The 16,638-nt window shown below is 67.4% G+C and carries 16 protein-coding genes; 2 read left to right on the plus strand and 14 right to left on the minus strand.

The genetic code is table 11. The features are described 5' to 3' along the window. The first annotated feature begins 110 nt into the window (after positions 1–110). On the plus strand, positions 111–1,145 hold the full coding sequence (locus tag KF887_09085) for a cytochrome-c peroxidase (GenBank protein ID QYK43226.1): 1,035 nt from the start codon (positions 111–113) through the stop codon (positions 1,143–1,145). 66 nt (positions 1,146–1,211) lie between these two features. On the opposite strand, the gene KF887_09090 is transcribed toward KF887_09085, so the two are convergent. The 8 genes from KF887_09090 to KF887_09125 all read right to left on the minus strand — a co-directional run bounded on the left by KF887_09090 (position 1,212) and on the right by KF887_09125 (position 10,286). Beyond that, positions 1,212–2,621 (minus strand): amidase, encoded by a 1,410-nt coding sequence (locus tag KF887_09090; GenBank protein QYK43227.1) that lies wholly within the window; start codon positions 2,619–2,621, stop codon positions 1,212–1,214. Between the two features lie 96 nt (positions 2,622–2,717). Next, entirely contained in the window at positions 2,718–3,743 is a 1,026-nt protein-coding gene (locus tag KF887_09095; GenBank protein QYK43228.1) for an extracellular solute-binding protein, read from the minus strand. Between the two features lie 40 nt (positions 3,744–3,783). Next, positions 3,784–4,587: an ABC transporter permease gene (locus KF887_09100; GenBank protein QYK43229.1), complete on the minus strand. Its 804-nt coding sequence runs from the start codon at positions 4,585–4,587 to the stop codon at positions 3,784–3,786. Beyond that, positions 4,580–5,491 (minus strand): ABC transporter permease, encoded by a 912-nt coding sequence (locus KF887_09105; GenBank protein QYK43230.1) that lies wholly within the window; start codon positions 5,489–5,491, stop codon positions 4,580–4,582. The genes KF887_09100 and KF887_09105 overlap by 8 nt, the downstream gene beginning before the upstream one ends. A 5-nt stretch (positions 5,492–5,496) precedes the next feature. Continuing rightward, positions 5,497–6,546, minus strand: coding sequence for an ABC transporter ATP-binding protein (locus tag KF887_09110; GenBank protein ID QYK43501.1), 1,050 nt, complete (start codon positions 6,544–6,546; stop codon positions 5,497–5,499). 88 nt (positions 6,547–6,634) lie between these two features. Continuing rightward, positions 6,635–8,083, minus strand: a complete 1,449-nt coding sequence (locus KF887_09115) for an amidase (GenBank protein QYK43231.1) — start codon at positions 8,081–8,083, stop codon at positions 6,635–6,637. Positions 8,084–8,133: 50 nt separating this feature from the next. Beyond that, positions 8,134–9,882: a response regulator gene (locus KF887_09120; protein QYK43232.1), complete on the minus strand. Its 1,749-nt coding sequence runs from the start codon at positions 9,880–9,882 to the stop codon at positions 8,134–8,136. A 68-nt stretch (positions 9,883–9,950) separates the two neighbouring features. Beyond that, positions 9,951–10,286, minus strand: coding sequence for a hypothetical protein (locus KF887_09125; GenBank protein ID QYK43233.1), 336 nt, complete (start codon positions 10,284–10,286; stop codon positions 9,951–9,953). Between KF887_09125 and KF887_09130 the strand changes: the two genes are divergently transcribed. Then, positions 10,285–11,364, plus strand: coding sequence for an RluA family pseudouridine synthase (locus KF887_09130; protein ID QYK43234.1), 1,080 nt, complete (start codon positions 10,285–10,287; stop codon positions 11,362–11,364). The two genes, KF887_09125 and KF887_09130, sit on opposite strands and share 2 nt — an antisense overlap. A 1-nt stretch (position 11,365) precedes the next feature. Here KF887_09130 and KF887_09135 read toward each other — a convergent pair whose 3' ends face one another. The 6 genes from KF887_09135 to KF887_09160 all read right to left on the minus strand — a co-directional run bounded on the left by KF887_09135 (position 11,366) and on the right by KF887_09160 (position 16,570). Beyond that, positions 11,366–12,439: an FAD-binding oxidoreductase gene (locus tag KF887_09135; protein QYK43235.1), complete on the minus strand. Its 1,074-nt coding sequence runs from the start codon at positions 12,437–12,439 to the stop codon at positions 11,366–11,368. Positions 12,440–12,582: 143 nt separating this feature from the next. Beyond that, positions 12,583–12,978, minus strand: coding sequence for a hypothetical protein (locus tag KF887_09140; GenBank protein QYK43236.1), 396 nt, complete (start codon positions 12,976–12,978; stop codon positions 12,583–12,585). After that, positions 12,975–13,223, minus strand: a complete 249-nt coding sequence (locus KF887_09145; GenBank protein ID QYK43237.1) for a hypothetical protein — start codon at positions 13,221–13,223, stop codon at positions 12,975–12,977. The genes KF887_09140 and KF887_09145 overlap by 4 nt, the downstream gene beginning before the upstream one ends. Before the next feature lie 192 nt (positions 13,224–13,415). Beyond that, positions 13,416–14,501, minus strand: a complete 1,086-nt coding sequence (locus KF887_09150) for a BMP family ABC transporter substrate-binding protein (protein QYK43238.1) — start codon at positions 14,499–14,501, stop codon at positions 13,416–13,418. Between the two features lie 48 nt (positions 14,502–14,549). Then, positions 14,550–15,485 (minus strand): ABC transporter permease, encoded by a 936-nt coding sequence (locus tag KF887_09155; GenBank protein ID QYK43239.1) that lies wholly within the window; start codon positions 15,483–15,485, stop codon positions 14,550–14,552. Beyond that, positions 15,485–16,570: an ABC transporter permease gene (locus tag KF887_09160; GenBank protein QYK43240.1), complete on the minus strand. Its 1,086-nt coding sequence runs from the start codon at positions 16,568–16,570 to the stop codon at positions 15,485–15,487. Before KF887_09160 ends, KF887_09155 begins: the two co-directional genes overlap by 1 nt. Positions 16,571–16,638 lie beyond the last annotated feature (68 nt).

Raw genomic sequence — 16,638 nt, forward strand, 5'->3', positions numbered from 1 at the left:
GCGGCCCGTGGTCGCAGATTGATTTAGAATTGATCCAGATCAGGTTCCGAACACGCGCGACCCGGCAGTCTGTACGCGCTGCAAGAGCAAGCTTCCGAACGGAGAGTCCCATGCGTCTTATGTTTTCCCTGCTGGCCATCAGCACGCTGGCCGGCACTGCCTATGCCGACCCGATGCGGGATGAGGCCCTCGAGATATTCAAGCCGCTGCCATCGACCATTCCCGCGCTGAAGGACAACGTGGTGACGCCCGCCAAGATCGAGCTTGGCAAGGCACTGTTCCTTGACCCCAGACTGTCGGCATCGGGCGTGTTCTCGTGCTATTCCTGCCACAACCTGACAACGGGTGGTGACGACAACATGGAGGTGTCGGTCGGTCACGGCTGGCAGAAGGGCCCGCGGAATGCCCCCACGGTGCTGAACGCGGTTCTGAACGAAGCCCAGTTCTGGGACGGTCGCGCCGAAGACCTGGCCGCACAGGCCAAGGGGCCGGTGCAGGCCGGTGTCGAGATGGCGAACACGCCCGAGAATGTCGAGGCCACGCTGTCCTCGATGCCCGCCTATGTCGAATGGTTCGCCACCGCCTTCCCGGACCAGGCCGATCCGCTGAGCTTTGACAACATGGCCAAGGCGATCGAAGCTTTCGAGGCCACGCTGATCACCCCGGCCCCCTTCGACGCCTGGCTGAACGGCGACGACAACGCGATGACCGCCGACGCCAAGGCGGGGCTGCGCCTGTTCATGGACAAGGGCTGTTCGTCCTGCCATTCGGGCATCAACGTCGGTGGCCACGGCTACTATCCCTTCGGCCTGATCGAGCGCCCCGGCGCCGAGATCCTGCCGCCGGGCGACAAGGGCCGCTTTGCCGTGACCGAGACCGCGGATGACGAGTATGTTTTCCGCGCCTCGCCGCTGCGGAACATCGGGCTTACCGCGCCCTACTTCCACTCGGGCAAGGTCTGGGATCTGTCTGTCGCCGTCGAGATCATGGCCGAAAGCCAGCTTGGCGAATCGCTCCAACCGGGCGAGACCGCACAACTCGTGGCTTTCCTTGACAGCCTGACGGGGCAACTGGCGCCCGTGACCCTGCCGGTCCTTCCGGCCGAGACGGCCGCCACGCCGCGGCCGACCTCAGAGGTCAGATGATGCGAACGTCTCCGGGGCGGATCCGAAAGTCCGCCCCGGAGCGATATCCGACGGACATCGGCACGGTCAGAGGGGCGGTGGATGCCGCCCCGGCCAGTCCGTTGCCCTGTGATAGGCGTTGCCGATGGCCAGCACCCTTGCGTCGTTGCCGGCCGCACCGAACAGCTGGAACCCGTTGGGCAGTCCCGTCGGCCCGAAACCGGCCGGACAGGCAAGGCTGGGCAGCCCTGCCAGGCTGACCGGCACCACAATCTCCATCCAGCGGTGATAGGTGTCCATTGCCCGCCCCGCGATGGCCTGCGGCCAGCGCCATTCCACCGGGAAGGGCCAGACCTGCGCCGACGGTATCACCAGGGCATCATAGCGCCTGAACAGCCGCGCCACGGTGGCGTACCAGCGGCTGCGGATGTCCGATGCGCGGAACACCGCATCGGCCCCGATGCCCTGGCCCTGCTCGATCTCCCATGCGGACTCGGGTTTCAGGGCGGCGCGCTTGGCCGGATCGGCCCAGAGCGCGCGCTTGGCCCCGGCATTCAGGAAGGCGCGCAGCGTTGTCCAGGAAAACCACAGGTCTTCTGCGGCAAAGGGTGGCTGCACCTCGTCGACCACGCAACCCATGTCTTCGAGAACCCGAAGCGCTGCACGACACAGGTCAAGGATGCCCGCCTCGCAGGCATAGGCCCCGCCCCAGTCACCCAGCCAGCCGATCCGCAGCCCCCTGGTGTCGAGGTCCAGCCGGTCACCGAATCCACCTGCGGTGCGGCCAAACGGCACCTCGGGGTTCTCGCCCGCCAGCACGTCGAGCAGTCGGGCGACATCCTCGACGGTACGGCCCATCGGGCCTTCCGTGGCCAGCGTCGCCATGAATGTCTCGCCGTCTGCGTCCGCCGGAACCAGCCCGTAGGTCGGGCGAAAACCGTAGACGTTGCAGAACGCGGCCGGGTTGCGCAGACTGCCCATCATGTCCGAGCCATCGGCGACCGGTGCGAGCCGCGCGGCCAGCGCCGCCGCTGCACCGCCCGACGATCCGCCCGCGCTGCGCGACCGGTCGTAAGGGTTCCGCGTTGCACCGAACACGGTGTTGAACGTGTGGCTGCCATGGCCCCACTCGGGTGTATTCGTCTTGCCAAGGAACAACGCGCCTGCCGCCCGCATCCGGGCGACGATCAGGTCATCCTGCGGCGCGATCTGTCCCGCGAACAGGGGTGAGCCAAACGACGTGGGCATGCCCGCGACATTCGCCAGGTCCTTCACCGACAATGGCAGGCCGTGCAGCCAGCCGCTGCGTGGCGCATCGTCCAGCAAACGCGCCTCGGCCATCACCGTTTCAGGATCGCGCTGTGACACCACTGCGTTGATTGTGGGGTTCACCTTGGCAATGCGCGCCAGAAAGGCGGCGGCAACCTCGGATGGGGCCACGGTCCGCGCGGCGATCCTGCGGGAAAGCTCCGACGCCGACAGGTCGGTCAGGTCCAATTGTTCAGCCTCATGTTGGCAAGCCATGCCTGTCCCGCCTGCGCAGGGGGGCGGCATGCCCCCCTGCGCGGCTCCCGCATCAGCGGGTGCATTCCGTCACTTCTGCAGTTCGGTCCAGATCGCTGTCTGGATCGCCTGGGCCGCGGGCGAGCAGGTGGCGTTGAACTTGCCCGCCGAGATCAGTTCCGGCGGAATGTTCAGCTCCGGCGCGTCCTTCATGTCCTCGGGCATGAACGGTGCCGACCCGCTGATCCCGTTGGCATAGCGCGCGAAGGCCGAGATCATCGCGGCATTCTCGGGATCCATCACGAAGTTCAGGAACAGCTTGGCGTTCTCGACGTTCTGCGCGTCCGACAGGATGCCGGCCGAATCCATCCACAGCGGGAAGCCTTCCCTCGGGTGGCCATAGACGATGTCGGAATTGACCAGACGCGCCCGCATGGTCGAGCCGTTCCAGTTGACCGAGGCCGCGACATCGGTATTGGCCAGCTTCTCGGTCATGCCATAGTCCATCGACATCCAGTGCGGCTTGGCCGCCACCAGCACGTCGCGCACCTTGCGCATCACCTCCAGGTCTTCGGAACAGCGGTCGCCGCCGACGTAAGAAATCGCCAGCATCATCACGTCGGCCATCTCGGGCACGACGTTGATCTTGCCCTTCAGCTCATCCGGCGGGTTCAGCCAGATGTCCGAGGTGTTCACGTCGCCTGCATAGACCGACTTGTTCACCGCAACGCCGGTCGTGCCCCACTGCCACGGAATCGTGTGCTTGCGGCCCGGATCCCAGTCCACGTTCATCCACTCGGGCGCGATATTGGCGTGATTCGGCAGTTCGGCCGGATCCAGCTCCATCAGCAGGCCCTTCTCCACGAAGATCGGCACGTAGGAGTTCGACGGGACCACGATGTCAAACCCGTGGCCGCCCGCCTCGATCTTGGCAAGCGCCGTGTCGTTGCTGTCGTAGTCCGTGACCGTCACCTTCACGTCGAACTCTTTCGAGAACTTCTCGATCAGTTCCGGGCTCGTGTAGTTGCCCCAGTTGAAGATGTTCAACTCGCCCGCAGCCTGCGCGAGCGGGGCCGACGCGAAGGTCAGCGCGGTGGCCATCAGCAGCTTTTTCATGTGTTCTCTCCTTGTTGGTCTTCTGTCGGTCAGGCGGCGTCTACGTCCGCTTGCGGGTCAGCAGGAAAAACGCGGTCAACAATACCACGGTCAGCGCAAGAAGCGCGGTCGATATTGCGTTGACCTCTGGCGTGATCGCCCGGCGCATCTGCCCAAGCATGTAGGTCGGCAGGGTATCCTGCCCCCCGGATTTCACGAATTCGGTAATCACGACGTCGTCGAGCGAGATCACGAAGGACAGCATCGCGCCGGCCGCGATCCCCGGTGCCATCAATGGCAGCGTCACCCTGCGAAAGGTCTGCCACGGCGTCGCGTAGAGATCGGCGGCGGCTGTTTCCAGCGTCAGGTCCATGCCTTCCAGACGAGCACGTATGGGTAGATAGGCAAAGGGGATGCAGAACGCCGAATGCGCGACGATCAGATAGCCAAGCCCCTGATAGCCCGTGGCAACCTTGATCTGGGCAAAGAAGATCAGCAATGCCACGGCGGTCACGATCTCGGGCACCATCAGCGGTTGGTTGATCACCACATAGATGAAGGTCTGGCCCTTGAACGCCTTGCGCCGGGTCGTCGCCAGCGCCGCCATGGTGGCAAGTGTCGTGGCGATGGCTGCCGCGAAGCTTGCGATGACCAGCGACCGGACCGTGGCGTCCTTGATCGCCTGGTTCTTCCAGGCATCGCCGTACCAGTGCAGCGAAAACCCTTCCCAGACGGCGACGGACTTGCCCGCGTTGAACGAAAACGTGACCAGTGTCGCGATCGGCAGGTAAAGCAGCACGAAGGCAACGATGGCGACCGTGGCAAATCCCGGCAGGTAGGATGCGGAGAAGCTGCGCTCAGCCATGCGGGTTCGACCCCCGGTTGGCCACCCGCACGTAGACCAGCAGCGCCCCCATCACGATCACCAGCAGGGTCATCGAGATCGCTGCCCCCAGCGGCCAGTTGCGGCCCTGCCCGAACTGCAGTTCGATGAAGTTGCCGATCATCATGTTCTTGCCGCCGCCCAGCACCCGCGGCGTGACATAGGCGCCGAGCGAGGGCACGAAGACCAGGATCGACCCGGCGATGATGCCCGGTTTGACGATCGGCAGGATCACCCTGCGCAGGATCGCCATGCGGCTGGCGTAAAGGTCATGCGCGGCCTCCAGCAGACGCATGTCGAACCGGTCGATGGCCGCGAACAATGGCAACACCATCAGCGGCAGATAGACATACGTCATGCCGATCAGGACGGCGGTGTCGGTATAGACCAGCTGGATGGGGCGTGCGATCAGGCCCAGCTTGATCAACACCGTGTTCATCAGGCCCTCGTTCCGGATGACCTCATTGATTGCGAAGGTCCGGATCAGCAGGTTGGTCCAGAACGGAATGGTGATCAGGAACAGCCACATCGCGCGTTGCTGGGGTGGCCGTGTGGCGATGAACCACGCCGTCGGGAACCCGACGGCAAAGGTGATCAGGGTTGTCATGAGCGACAGTTTCACCGACCGCCAGAAGATCGTCAGATGCGCATCCGCCAGCTTCAGCGTGCCGTCAAAGATATCGCGGGTGTAAAGGATGCTGACCCAGCCGTCCCACGAGAACTCCCATACGACATTGCCGTATGTGCCCGGCGCCAGGAACGAATAGACCAGAACGATCAGGAGCGGCCCGGAGGCCGCGAAGAACAGCAGAGCGAGCGCCGGCGCCGACAGCAGCCACGCCCTGCGGGCGGAACGTGTGGCTGCCTCGGTCTCGGCGTCCCGCATCGCCGTCAGTCCCCCAGAACCTGGACGGCGCCCGGGGCAAATCGCAGCCCGACCGCCGCCCCCCGCGACAGCCCGGCATCGCCCGACGCCGGGCTTTGCACCCGGGCCACGACTTCGGCACCGTCGGACAGCACAAGATGGCAATGCGTGTCTGTCCCGAAATAGACCAGATCGCGCAGCGTGGCGGGAATTGCGCCCGGCTCGCCTTCGGGCGCGAGCCGGACCTGTTCGGGCCGAACCGCCACGGTGACACGCCCCGGTCCCGCCGCCCCCTGCGCCTCGACAACCGCGCCGCAGTCCAGCCGCACGCCACCCGGCACGGTGGTACCCATCAGGAAATTCGTCTCGCCGATGAAATCCGCGACAAACCGGTTCACCGGGCGGGTATAGATCATGCGCGGATCGCCGACCTGCTGGATGCGCCCGGCCTGCATCACCGCCACGCGGTCCGACATGGTCAGCGCCTCTTCCTGATCATGCGTGACAAAGACGAAGGTGATCCCTGTCTCGGTCTGCAACCGCTTCAGTTCGATCTGCATCTCCTTGCGAAGCTTGAGGTCGAGCGCCGACAGCGGTTCGTCCAGCAACAGGACGCGAGGTTGCGGCGCCAGGGCGCGCGCCAGGGCCACCCGCTGCTGCTGCCCGCCCGAAAGCTGGGATGTCCTGCGCCCTGCCATCGACTCGAGCTTGACCAGTGCCAGCATCGCGTCGGTGCGCGCCGTCACCTCGGCACGGGGCTTGCCCAGCATTTCCAGCCCGAACGCGACATTCTGCGCCACGGTCAGGTGCGGGAACAGCGCATAGGACTGGAAGACCGTGTTCACCGGGCGACGGTTCGGGGGCAGGGCGGTGATGTCCTGTCCGTCCAGCCAGATGGTGCCCGATGTCGGCGCCTCGAACCCTGCGATCAGCCGCAGGAGCGTGGTCTTGCCACAGCCGGACGGTCCCAGAAGTGTGAAGAATTCGCCCGTTGCGATCTCGACCGACACATTGTCGAGCGCCCGAACTGCGGAAGCGCCCAGACCGAAGGCCTTGACGGCCTGGCGCACCTCGATGCCCGTGGCTCCTGTCACCGGATGTCCCCTTGTCCCTATGTCAGGTTAGACGGCGGATTTCCCCGCTGTCCACCGTCTTTTGATCATTTCATGCACAGATCGGCGGCAGCCGTTGTGACCAGGGTTGCGCCTGCTCAAGTTCCGCGCAAAGCGCGATCAGGGTCTCGTCATCGCCGAAGCGGGCAGCCAGGTGGATGCCGATCGGCAACCCCGCTGCCGACATTGCCAGCGGAACGGAGGCAGCAGGCTGGCCCGAGGCATTGAACACGGCACAGAAGGGCGAATAGGCGAAAATGCCCTGCGGGCCGGTTCGGAATGCAACATAGTCCTCGGTCACATGCGAAAAGCGGCCCACCCGCGCGGGGGGTTCGGCAAGCGTCGCAGACAGGATGATGTCGCAGGCCGGTCCGGCATCGGGGTCGAATGCCGCTGCCATCTGGCGGCCGAAGTCGTGGATCTCGCCCACCGCCTCCAGGTAGCGGGTGGGGTGCAGGGTTTCGGCATGACGCAGCGCGCCGCGCGCGACGCCTTCCACGTCGTCCGGCCGCAGGTCGCGACCCAGTGCTGCCAGCCTGGTCCGGATCGACAGGGCGGTTCCAACGGCCACGATATCGGTCCAGGCCCGCATCATCATCGCGACATCGGCCTTGGGTCGCCCGGGTTCGACATGATGCCCAAGTCCCTCCAGCAGACGCGCGGCGGATCGTACGGCCTCGGCCACCTCCGGGTGGACAGGTCCGCCCGTGAAGGTGGTATCGCAGAGCATCACGCGCAGCCGACGTGGCGGGCGGCTGATGGCATCGGAGTGGCTGACACGAAGGGGAGGGGCCCAGTAGGGCGCGCCGGGATCGGCACCGTGGCACGCATCCAGCATTACGGCCGTATCGCGCACCGAGCGGGTCAGGAAACCGTCGATCGCCATGCCGGCCCAGCCCTCGCCCGCGTAGGGGCCATCCGGCAACCTTGCGCGGGTCGGCTTCAATCCGAACAGCCCGCAGCTTGCCGCAGGAATGCGGACCGATCCGCCACCGTCGGAGCCATGGGCAAAGGGCACGATCCCTGCCGCCACAGCCGCCCCGGCCCCGCCGGAGGATCCGCCCGGGGTGTGATCGGGGTTCCACGGATTGCGCGTCGGCCCGCCATAGACGGCGGCCTCGGTCGCAGCGCCGATGCCGCCTTCCGGGGCTGTCGTCCGGCCGAAGGTCACCACTCCCGTTGCGCGCATCCGGTCCCAGATCGCGCTGTCCCGACGGTAGCGGGTATCGGCCCACAGGCGCGACCCCATGTGACTGGGAAAGTCCACGGCCTCGGCGCCCAGGTCCTTGAGCAGGAAGGGTACCCCCCGGAACGGACCGCGCGGCAACCCCGCCGCGATGGCCCGACGCGCGACCTCTTCCTGCATCAGGACCACGGCGTTCAGGTGCGGGTTCACCCGCGCCACCGCGTCGAGCGCCCGGTCGAGCAGCTCGACCGGTGTCACCTCGCCCTTGGCGACGCGTGCGGCAACGGCGGTGGCATCTGGCAGGCTGGTGGTCATCGGGCGCTCCTTCCGGTTGGTGGCAGATTGCGCGGAGGCGCGCGGCAAGGCTAGCCCGGATCGCGTTTTCCAGCCGCATGGCGGCGCAGGAAGGGCGTCAGCGCGGCCGCAATGCTGTCGGGTGTGACCGGCTTGACCAGATACCCGTCCAGCCCCGCCGCCATGTGCCGCGCGCGATCCTGGGGCAGGGCGTCGGCGGTCATCGCCACGATGGCCGGGCGAGGGCCGGGGGCGGCAAGGGCGCGGATGGCTGCGCAGGTCTCGGCCCCGCTCATGCCGGGCATGTTCATGTCCAGCAGCACCACATCCACCTGCGACCTTTCCAGATGTGAAAGGGCGGCCTCGCCCCCCGCCGCCTCGGCAGCCTCTGCACCCAGAAGTCGCAGGCAGGACAGGGCAACCAGCCTGTTGGTTGCCAGATCGTCCACCACAAGCGCCCGCAGTCCGGCGAGTTCCGTTCCCGAGGGCGCGGGCGGCGGGGCAACCTCCGGCGCATCCGGCAGGGCCAGGCTCAGGTGAAACCGGGCCCCGGACCAGGTGTCGGACGGCGGCAGCAAGGCCAGATCCCCGCCCATCCGCCGCGCGAGATCGCGCACGATGATCAGCCCAAGGCCGCGACGGCCGGTTCCCGGGCCGCCGGACGGCGCTTGCGAATCGAACAGACGACCGCGCAGATCGGGTGCGACGCCGGGACCGCTGTCGGACACGATGATGTCGAGCACATCGCTGCCGGTGGCCGCCTGTGATCGCCGGCTGGCGGTCACCTTCACGCCGCCCCGCGCCGTGTGGCGCAGCGCGTTCGACAGCAGGTTCGACAGGCACTGCTGCAGCCTGTGACTGTCGATCATCGCCGGGCGGTCGAGCCCCGGCCCGATCTCCAGATCAAGCGAAAGCCCGGCCTCGGCCGCGCGGGGCCGGAACAGGGCGACAGATGCGGCCAGAACGGCAGCGGGTTCTGCCGCACGTGGCCTGACCGGCATGTCGCCCACCCGGACCACCGCATCGTCCATACTGTCGTTCAGGATGGTGGCCAGGCCCTCTGCCGAGGCGAGCAATGCGCCAAGGCGGTCGCGTTGTTCGGGGTCGCGGCTCAGGCGCAGTTCGGCGTGGGCGAGGCCAAGGATCCCGTTCAGCGGCGTGCGCAGTTCATGGCTCATCCGCGCAAGAAACCTTCCCTTCGCCGCATCCGCCTCGAGCGCCGCCCGCCGTCCGGCCGCCATGTCGCGGTGCAGCCGGTGGTTCGACAGCATGGCCGACACGAAGTAGCCGACCGCGACCACGCCGCACAGGCTGGTCAGCGCCAGCGCCGACCAGTCGCCACGCGGCAGCCAGTAGACCACATTCGACCCGAAGATCAGCAGCGCCAGTGCCGCCGCCCCGGCAAGACCATGCGGCAGATGGATCGCGCGTACCGTCGCCATGTGCATCATCGACCCGGACAGCAACCCCAGCGAAAGGGCCTTGGCGTAGGGATCGTCCACATGCCAGACGACGGCCGCTGGCAGGGCAAAGCAGGTCTCGATCCAGAAGACGACCGCAAGGATGACCCGCCTGCGCCAGGGATCGCGGACCATCGCGGCAGGGTCGCGCATCAGGCGCTGCGACATCACCTCGCCCGCAAGGTCGAGGACAAGCAGCGTCGCCACGAAGGGCAACGGCAGATAGATCGTGGTCATCCCGTAGGCCAGCAGCGTGGCCACCGCCCGCACCGGGGTTTCCTCGCGCAGGAACTCGGCCTGCCGCGCAATCTCGTCGTGCAGCGCTTCGGTGTCGATGGGACCGGCGGGTGGACGTGTCATGCCTTTCTGTCCTTGGGTCTCTTCCGACATGGCGCCCCCCGCCCGTTCGTCAATCGGTTCCGGTCATCCTACGGGGTGTCCAGTGTCACCGAGCCCCGCAGATCGCCCTCGGGGGTGAAGATCAGGAAGCGCCGGTCGACATCGTCCGCTCCGGACACCACGACCCCGATCCAGCCACGGCCGAAGGTTACCGCCTCGGCGCGGGTGCCTGCGGGCAGGGCCAGCGACGCCGGCAGGTCGGGCAGCGGTGACCGGATCGCCTGCGGCATCCGCGTGACAATCAGCGCAACCACCGTTATGACACCGGCAATCATGCTGATCGTCAGCACGATCACCAGCCATTTCAGAAAGCGCAGGGATGGCGGCAGCGCCACATCCCCCCCATCGCCGGTTCCGCCGTTCATGATCCCGCCCTCCGATGATCCCGACGACGACGATGCGCCGCCGGGCGACGTGCTGCGTCTGGACATCGGCCTAGAGCCCGATGGTCGTCTTGACAAGGCACTGGCCCGTGCCGCCGCCGCTGCGCTGCCGCCGAGCGAGGCCCCCTCGCGTTCGCGGATCGCCAAGGCGATCGCGGAGGGCGCCGTATCGTGCGGCGGCGTGACGCTGTCCGACGCGAACGCGCGCCCGGAGCCCGGAGCGGTGTATGAGATCATCCTGTCCGAAGCGGCCGAAGTCGCGGCAAGGCCGGAAGCGATTCCCCTGTCGGTGATCTGGGAGGATGCCGACCTGGTCGTGATCGACAAGCCTGCCGGGATGGTGGTGCATCCTGCACCCGGTGCGTGGACCGGCACACTGGTCAATGCGCTGCTGCATCACTGCGGCGACAGCCTGTCGGGCGTGGGCGGCGCACGCCGTCCCGGAATCGTCCACCGGATCGACAAGGATACGACCGGCCTACTGGTTGTCGCCAAGTCCGATCGTGCGCACCGCGGACTGTCGGGGCAGTTCGCGGCACACAGCGTGGCGCGGGCCTATCTGGCGGTGGTGCACGGCCTGCCGGACCCCGGCGATCCGCGTCTGCGCGGGCTGCGGGGGGTGGCGGCGGAACCCGGTGGCGTCATCCGCATTTCGACCCAGCTTGACCGGCACCCGACCGACCGGCAGCGTCAGGCCGTGGTCGAGGGGCGCGGGCGTCACGCGGTGACGCGATTCCGCGTGGTTGCGGCCTACGGCAAGCCCCCGGCCGCCGCGCTTGTCGAATGTCGGCTGGAAACCGGCCGGACGCATCAGATCCGCGTTCACCTCGCCCATGCCGGGCACGGGCTGGTGGGTGATCCGGTCTACGGAGGGCGGCGGCGCCTGCCGGTGCGGGCGGTCGGTGCCGAGGCTGCGGCGCTTGCGAATGGCTTTCCGCGCCAGGCGCTGCATGCGGCCGAGCTTGGCTTTGACCATCCGGTGACGGGCAAGCGCCTTGATTTCGCGGCGCCGCTGCCCGCCGACATGCAGGCCCTGACCCGGGCACTGTCGCAGGGTTAGGTCAGGCGAAGCGGGCGGGTGACAGTGCCGCGACAAGGTCTGCGGACAGTTCGGTCGCGCGGCCAGCCAGAAGGTCGGCGGCCAGACGCGCCGCCGCGGGTGCGGTCTGGAACCCGTATCCGCCTTGTCCGGCCAGCCAGAAGAACCCGGCGACGGCGCGGTCGAAGCCGATCACCGGCACCCGGTCGGGCGCGAAGGTGCGAAGGCCTGCCCAGTTCGCCAGCATCCGCGTGACCGGGGTGGTCACCATTGCCTCGTAGCGCGCCAGCCCTTCCGCCAGAACCATGTCATCGGCCCAGGCATCCTGCGGGGGCATCGGGTGTTCCTCGGCCGGCGAGACGATCAGGGCGCCCGCGTCCGGCTTCATGTACCAGCCCTCGCCCGCGCCAAAGACCATGGGCCAGCCCGAAGGGTCATGCGCGCCCGGGGCGGGTATCCGGGCCATCGAGCGACGCATCGGCGCAAATCCAAGTGGTGCGGCGCCCGCCATTTCCGCCACACCGTCAACCCACGCGCCTGCGGCATTGACCAGGATCTGCGCCTCGGCCCCGCCCCCCGGCCAGGCCAGGCGCCAGGCCCCGCCGGCCCGGGTGGCCGAGGTGACCCGCGCGCCGGTCCGTATCTGCGCCCCCGCGCTGCGGGCGGCGCGGGCATAGCCCTGCAGCAACAGGTCGGTGTCGATGTCCCAGGCGTGATCAGCCAGGGCCGCATGGGCCACCGCATCCGGGTTCAGGATCGGCACGCGTGCCACGGCTTCATCGACAGTCAGCCGGTCCATCTGCATCGCATCGGCGTCCGCCTCAAATGCCGCGCGCTGCGACCTGTCGGCCACCACCATGATTCCGCGTGGCGACAGCACGCCCGGCAGCGCGCCGAACGCGGTGCCCGATGCCAGCGACAATTCCACCACGGCGGGCTTGCCGTATCGCGGTTCGTACAGAGCGGCGGACCGCCCCGAGGCGTGATGCGCCAGCACCGGCTCGGCCTCGATCAGGATCACACGGGCATCCGCGGCAAGCGATGCTGCCAGCGACACCCCGGCGATACCGCCCCCGACGATCGCGACGTCGAACATCGAAACAATCCCGAAACAGGGCAGGCCGCCTGTTTGATCCCGTGCAGACACCTTGCGGGGGTTGCCCGTGGGCGGCCCCTCGGGACGCCATGCCCCGCACTGCACCGTGCCACGGCTGCGGGAGCGGCGGCAACCCCGGCTGGTCAGCCAGCCGCGACCTGATCGGTCACGACGAGGTCGCAGACCTTGCAGGCCGCGCTGCCGCGTTCGGCGTGCCAGCGGCAGGTTGCCCGGATCAGGCAGGGCGGCAGGCCGGGAGCCGGGTCGTGCGACACCTTCAGGTGATCCATGACGCGGGCGATCACGCCGCAGCGGTCGCCGGTCCACTGTGCGCATCCGCCCTCGCGGCAGGGGCTGGCAAACCGCATGCGCGCCTCCGGCGGTCCCTCGGCCGTTGCGGCCGAGATGAACCCCTCGTCCACCGTCATCGCGCTGCGCAGGGGGACGATCCGCCCCTGCGGACCCTTCAGGCCCAGTAGCAGCGCCCCGGGTTCTGCCGGGGCGCTCGGGCAGGTCAGACCTTGCCCGGGGGCGGTCACTTCATCCTCCCCATGCGGACATCGCCGATGCCCGCCAGGATATCCTTCTCGGCGATCTGGACGCGTTCCAGGTCCAGCCGCGCCACCAGGCCGAGCCATTCCCACGGGAAGCGGACGGCGATCGGGCGTTCGAACTTGATCCCGGTCAGGTGCGACAGGGCGGTTTTCTGCAGGTCGGCGTTGATGGCCTGCACCTTTTCGGGCGGCATCTCGATGTCGCCGAGGTCGATGACGAAGCGCGGCATGGGAAACTCCTTTGTGGGCACCGGGCCGGGAAATTCCGGCCGGTTCAATGTGCCATGCCGAACGCAAGGGAGCGCATCCCAAGCGTGACAATTCACGCAGAGAAACAACTTTGACGTGTTGTTGACGGCCCCCGCAAACAGATGGGGGTGCCCTTGCGGACACCCCCCTTTGCAATGTGGTCAGGGCCCTGGTTACTGCGGAATGTCGCCGGTGATCCCCTCGACGTAGAAGTTCATCCCGGCCAGCACGCCATCCTCGGCCACCTCGCCCTCGGCCAGCCAGGCCGACCCGTCCTGCTTGTTCAGCGGGCCGGTGAACGGGTGGTAGGTGCCGGCCGCGATCGCGTCGCGGATCGCTTCGGCCTCGGCCTTCACCTCGGCCGGAACGGCGTCAGTGATCTCGCCGATCTCGACCTCGCCGGCCGCGATCCCCTCCCACGAGGCGGTCGACTCCCAGGTGCCGTCCAGCAGCATTCCCACGCGCTTGACGTAGTAGGGTGCCCAGTTGTCGATGATCGACGCCACGCGGGGCGAAGGCTTGTAGGCGGCCATGTCGCTGGCCTGGCCAAAGCCGATCACGCCGGGCGTCTTCGCCGCCTCGGCCAGCGGGGCGGTCGAATCGGTGTGCTGCAGGATCACGTCCACGCCCTGCTCGATCAACGCCTTGGCCGCATCGGCCTCTTTCGCAGGGTCGAACCAAGTGTAGGCCCAGACGACCGAGATCGTCACGTCGGGGTTCACCTTGCGGGCGTGGATGAAGCTGGAGTTGATGCCCTGGATCACCTCGGGGATCGGGAAGGACGCGATGTAGCCGATCTTGTTCGACTTGGTCATCCGGCCGGCGATGGTGCCGATGACCGCCCGGCCTTCGTAGAACCGCGCGTCATAGACGGCGACATTCGGGCTTTCGCGCTTGTAGCCGGTGGCATGCTCGAACTTCACGTCCGGGAACTTGGCGGCGACGCTGTTTGTCGCATCCATGTAGCCGAACGAGGTGGTGAAGATGATGTTGCAGCCCGACAGCGCCATCTGCGTCAGCACACGCTCGGCGTCCGCGCCCTCTGGCACCGATTCCTGATAGGCGGTCTCGACCTTGTCGCCATAGGCCGCCTCGACGGCCAGCAGGCCCTGATGGTGCTGATAGGTCCAGCCGCCGTCGCCGATCGGACCGACATAGACGAAACAGGCCTTCACCTTGTCCATCTGCGCCTGCGCGGCCCCGCCCGTCGTCAGCGCCAGTCCCATGGCCACCCCGGCCAGCAGCGTTCTTCTGTTCATTGTCGTCTCCCTGTTGCGGGGCGCGGACGGCCCCGGTTTGCATTGGCCTCAGCGCGAGGCGTGGAAATTCTTGCCCAGAGCGGCAGGCGCGTTCATGGCCGCCCGCGCGCGGTCTGCCGACATCAGGACCAGCACCAGGATCGTTATCAGGTACGGCGACATCGACAAGTATTCGACCGGAATTCGGGCACCGGCTGCCTGCAGATTAAGCTGCAGCACGGTGATCCCGCCGAACAGGTAGGCCCCGATCAGCACCCGCCACGGTTTCCACGCGGCGAACACCACGATGGCCAGAGCGATCCAGCCCGCGCCCGAGGTGATCCCGTCGGTCCATTGCGGCACCCGCACAAGGCTGACATAGGCGCCGCCGAGCCCCGCCATGGCGCCGCCGAACAGGATTGCCAGGACCCGGATGCGCGTGACCTTGTAGCCAAGCGCATGCGCCGCGTCATGGCTTTCGCCGACCGCCCGCAGGATCAGGCCCGTACGGGTAAAGCGCAGGACGGCCCAGACCGCCGCAATGGCCGCGATCGAGAGGTAGACGATGGGATCGTGGGAAAACAGGATGCGGCCGATCACCGGGATGTCCGCCAGCGGCCCGAACGGCACCGCGCCGGTCGGCGGCGGCTTGATGCCGACGTAGCCCTGTCCGATCAGGCTGGACAGCCCCAGGCCGAACAGTGTCAGCGCCAGTCCGGTTGCCACCTGGTTCGCCAGCAGGACCTGCGTCAGCACGGCAAAGACCAGTGCCATCGCCATGGCGCCCGCCGCGCCACCCAGAAAACCCAGCACCGCGCTTCCCGTGCCGACAGCAGTCACGAACCCGCAGACCGCGCCCATGATCATCATCCCCTCGACCCCGAGGTTCAGCACGCCTGACTTTTCCACGACCAGTTCCCCGATCGCCGCCAGCATGATCGGCACCGAGGCCGCCATCAGCGAGGCGATCAGAACCGCCGGGTTGATTCCGCCGAACATGTCCATCACGCCACCTTTTTCGCCAGAAGGAACCGCACGCGGTAGTTCGACAGCAGGTCGACCGCGAGGAGGAAGAACAGGAGCATTCCCTGGAAGGCCTGGATCGCCGCCGAAGGAAGCCGCAGGTTGGTCGATGCCATCTCGCCGCCCACGTAGGTCAGCGCCATCAGCAGCCCGGCCAGCAGGATGCCGAAGGGGTTCAGCCGCCCGAGGAAGGCCACGATGATGGCGGTGAAGCCATAGCCGCTGGCGAAGTCGATCGAGATCTGCCCGGCGGGCCCGGCCACCTCGAACAGCCCGGCAAGCCCGGCAAGACCGCCCGAGATGCCCAGACACAGCACCACCAGCCGCGCCGGGCTCACGCCCGCGAACCGTGCCGCACGCGGCGCCTGGCCCGCCAGCTTGATCTGGAACCCCAGGATGTGCCTTTGCAGCAGGATGTAGGTGAAGATCACGGCGATGAAGGCGGCGACCACGCCCCAGTGCATGCCCGAGCCCGCGATCAGTTCGGGGTTCGATCCCGGCTGCCACCGCGACAGGTTGCGCGACCCCGGGAAGCCGGCGCCTTCCGGGTTGCGCAGGAACCCGGTCGCAGCCTTCGACAGGATGGTCTGCGCGACATAGACAAGCATCAGCGACACGAGGATCTCGTTCGTGTTGAAGCGGGTCTTGAGGATCGCCGGGATCATCGCCCAGGCCCAGCCGCCCAGGGCGCCCGCCATCACCATCAGCGGAAACACGAACCAGCCGCCATCCGGATAGAACGCAAGGCCCGCACCGGCGCCGCAGATCGCGCCCATGATGTACTGACCCTCTGCACCGATGTTCCAGATGCCGGCGCGGAACCCCAGGCTCAGCCCGACCGCGATCAGGATCAGCGGCCCGGCCTTCACCAGAAGCTGCCCGCGCAGATACCAGGCGAACTCGCCGAACAGCGGGTCCCAGAATATCGTGCGGATCGCCGCCACCGGGTCCTTGCCCAGCAACGCGAACATGATGCCGCCTGCCACCATGGTCAGCGCGACCGCAAGCACCGGCGTCGCCGCCTGCCAGAACCGGCTGGGCGAGGGGCGTTTTTCCAGGATCAGCATGTCGTGCGCCCTCCGTGCCGGTTGTTGCGGTCGTCACGGCAGTCCCGCGTTCCGGGCTGCCCGCCGCA

The organism is Paracoccaceae bacterium (genome assembly GCA_019454225.1).
Lineage (GTDB): Bacteria > Pseudomonadota > Alphaproteobacteria > Rhodobacterales > Rhodobacteraceae.

Excerpts from the sequence above, each read along its gene's own strand:
- KF887_09085 (QYK43226.1), top strand. The coding sequence starts at position 111 with ATGCGTCTTATGTTTTCCCTGCTGGCCATCAGCACGCTGGCCGGCACT.
- KF887_09095 (QYK43228.1), bottom strand. The coding sequence starts at position 3,743 with ATGAAAAAGCTGCTGATGGCCACCGCGCTGACCTTCGCGTCGGCCCCG.
- KF887_09100 (QYK43229.1), bottom strand. The coding sequence starts at position 4,587 with ATGGCTGAGCGCAGCTTCTCCGCATCCTACCTGCCGGGATTTGCCACG.
- KF887_09105 (QYK43230.1), bottom strand. The coding sequence starts at position 5,491 with ATGCGGGACGCCGAGACCGAGGCAGCCACACGTTCCGCCCGCAGGGCG.
- KF887_09115 (QYK43231.1), bottom strand. The coding sequence starts at position 8,083 with ATGACCACCAGCCTGCCAGATGCCACCGCCGTTGCCGCACGCGTCGCC.
- KF887_09120 (QYK43232.1), bottom strand. The coding sequence starts at position 9,882 with ATGACACGTCCACCCGCCGGTCCCATCGACACCGAAGCGCTGCACGAC.
- KF887_09130 (QYK43234.1), top strand. The coding sequence starts at position 10,285 with ATGATCCCGCCCTCCGATGATCCCGACGACGACGATGCGCCGCCGGGC.
- KF887_09125 (QYK43233.1), bottom strand. The coding sequence starts at position 10,286 with ATGAACGGCGGAACCGGCGATGGGGGGGATGTGGCGCTGCCGCCATCC.
- KF887_09135 (QYK43235.1), bottom strand. The coding sequence starts at position 12,439 with ATGTTCGACGTCGCGATCGTCGGGGGCGGTATCGCCGGGGTGTCGCTG.
- KF887_09145 (QYK43237.1), bottom strand. The coding sequence starts at position 13,223 with ATGCCGCGCTTCGTCATCGACCTCGGCGACATCGAGATGCCGCCCGAA.
- KF887_09150 (QYK43238.1), bottom strand. The coding sequence starts at position 14,501 with ATGAACAGAAGAACGCTGCTGGCCGGGGTGGCCATGGGACTGGCGCTG.
- KF887_09155 (QYK43239.1), bottom strand. The coding sequence starts at position 15,485 with ATGGACATGTTCGGCGGAATCAACCCGGCGGTTCTGATCGCCTCGCTG.
- KF887_09160 (QYK43240.1), bottom strand. The coding sequence starts at position 16,570 with ATGCTGATCCTGGAAAAACGCCCCTCGCCCAGCCGGTTCTGGCAGGCG.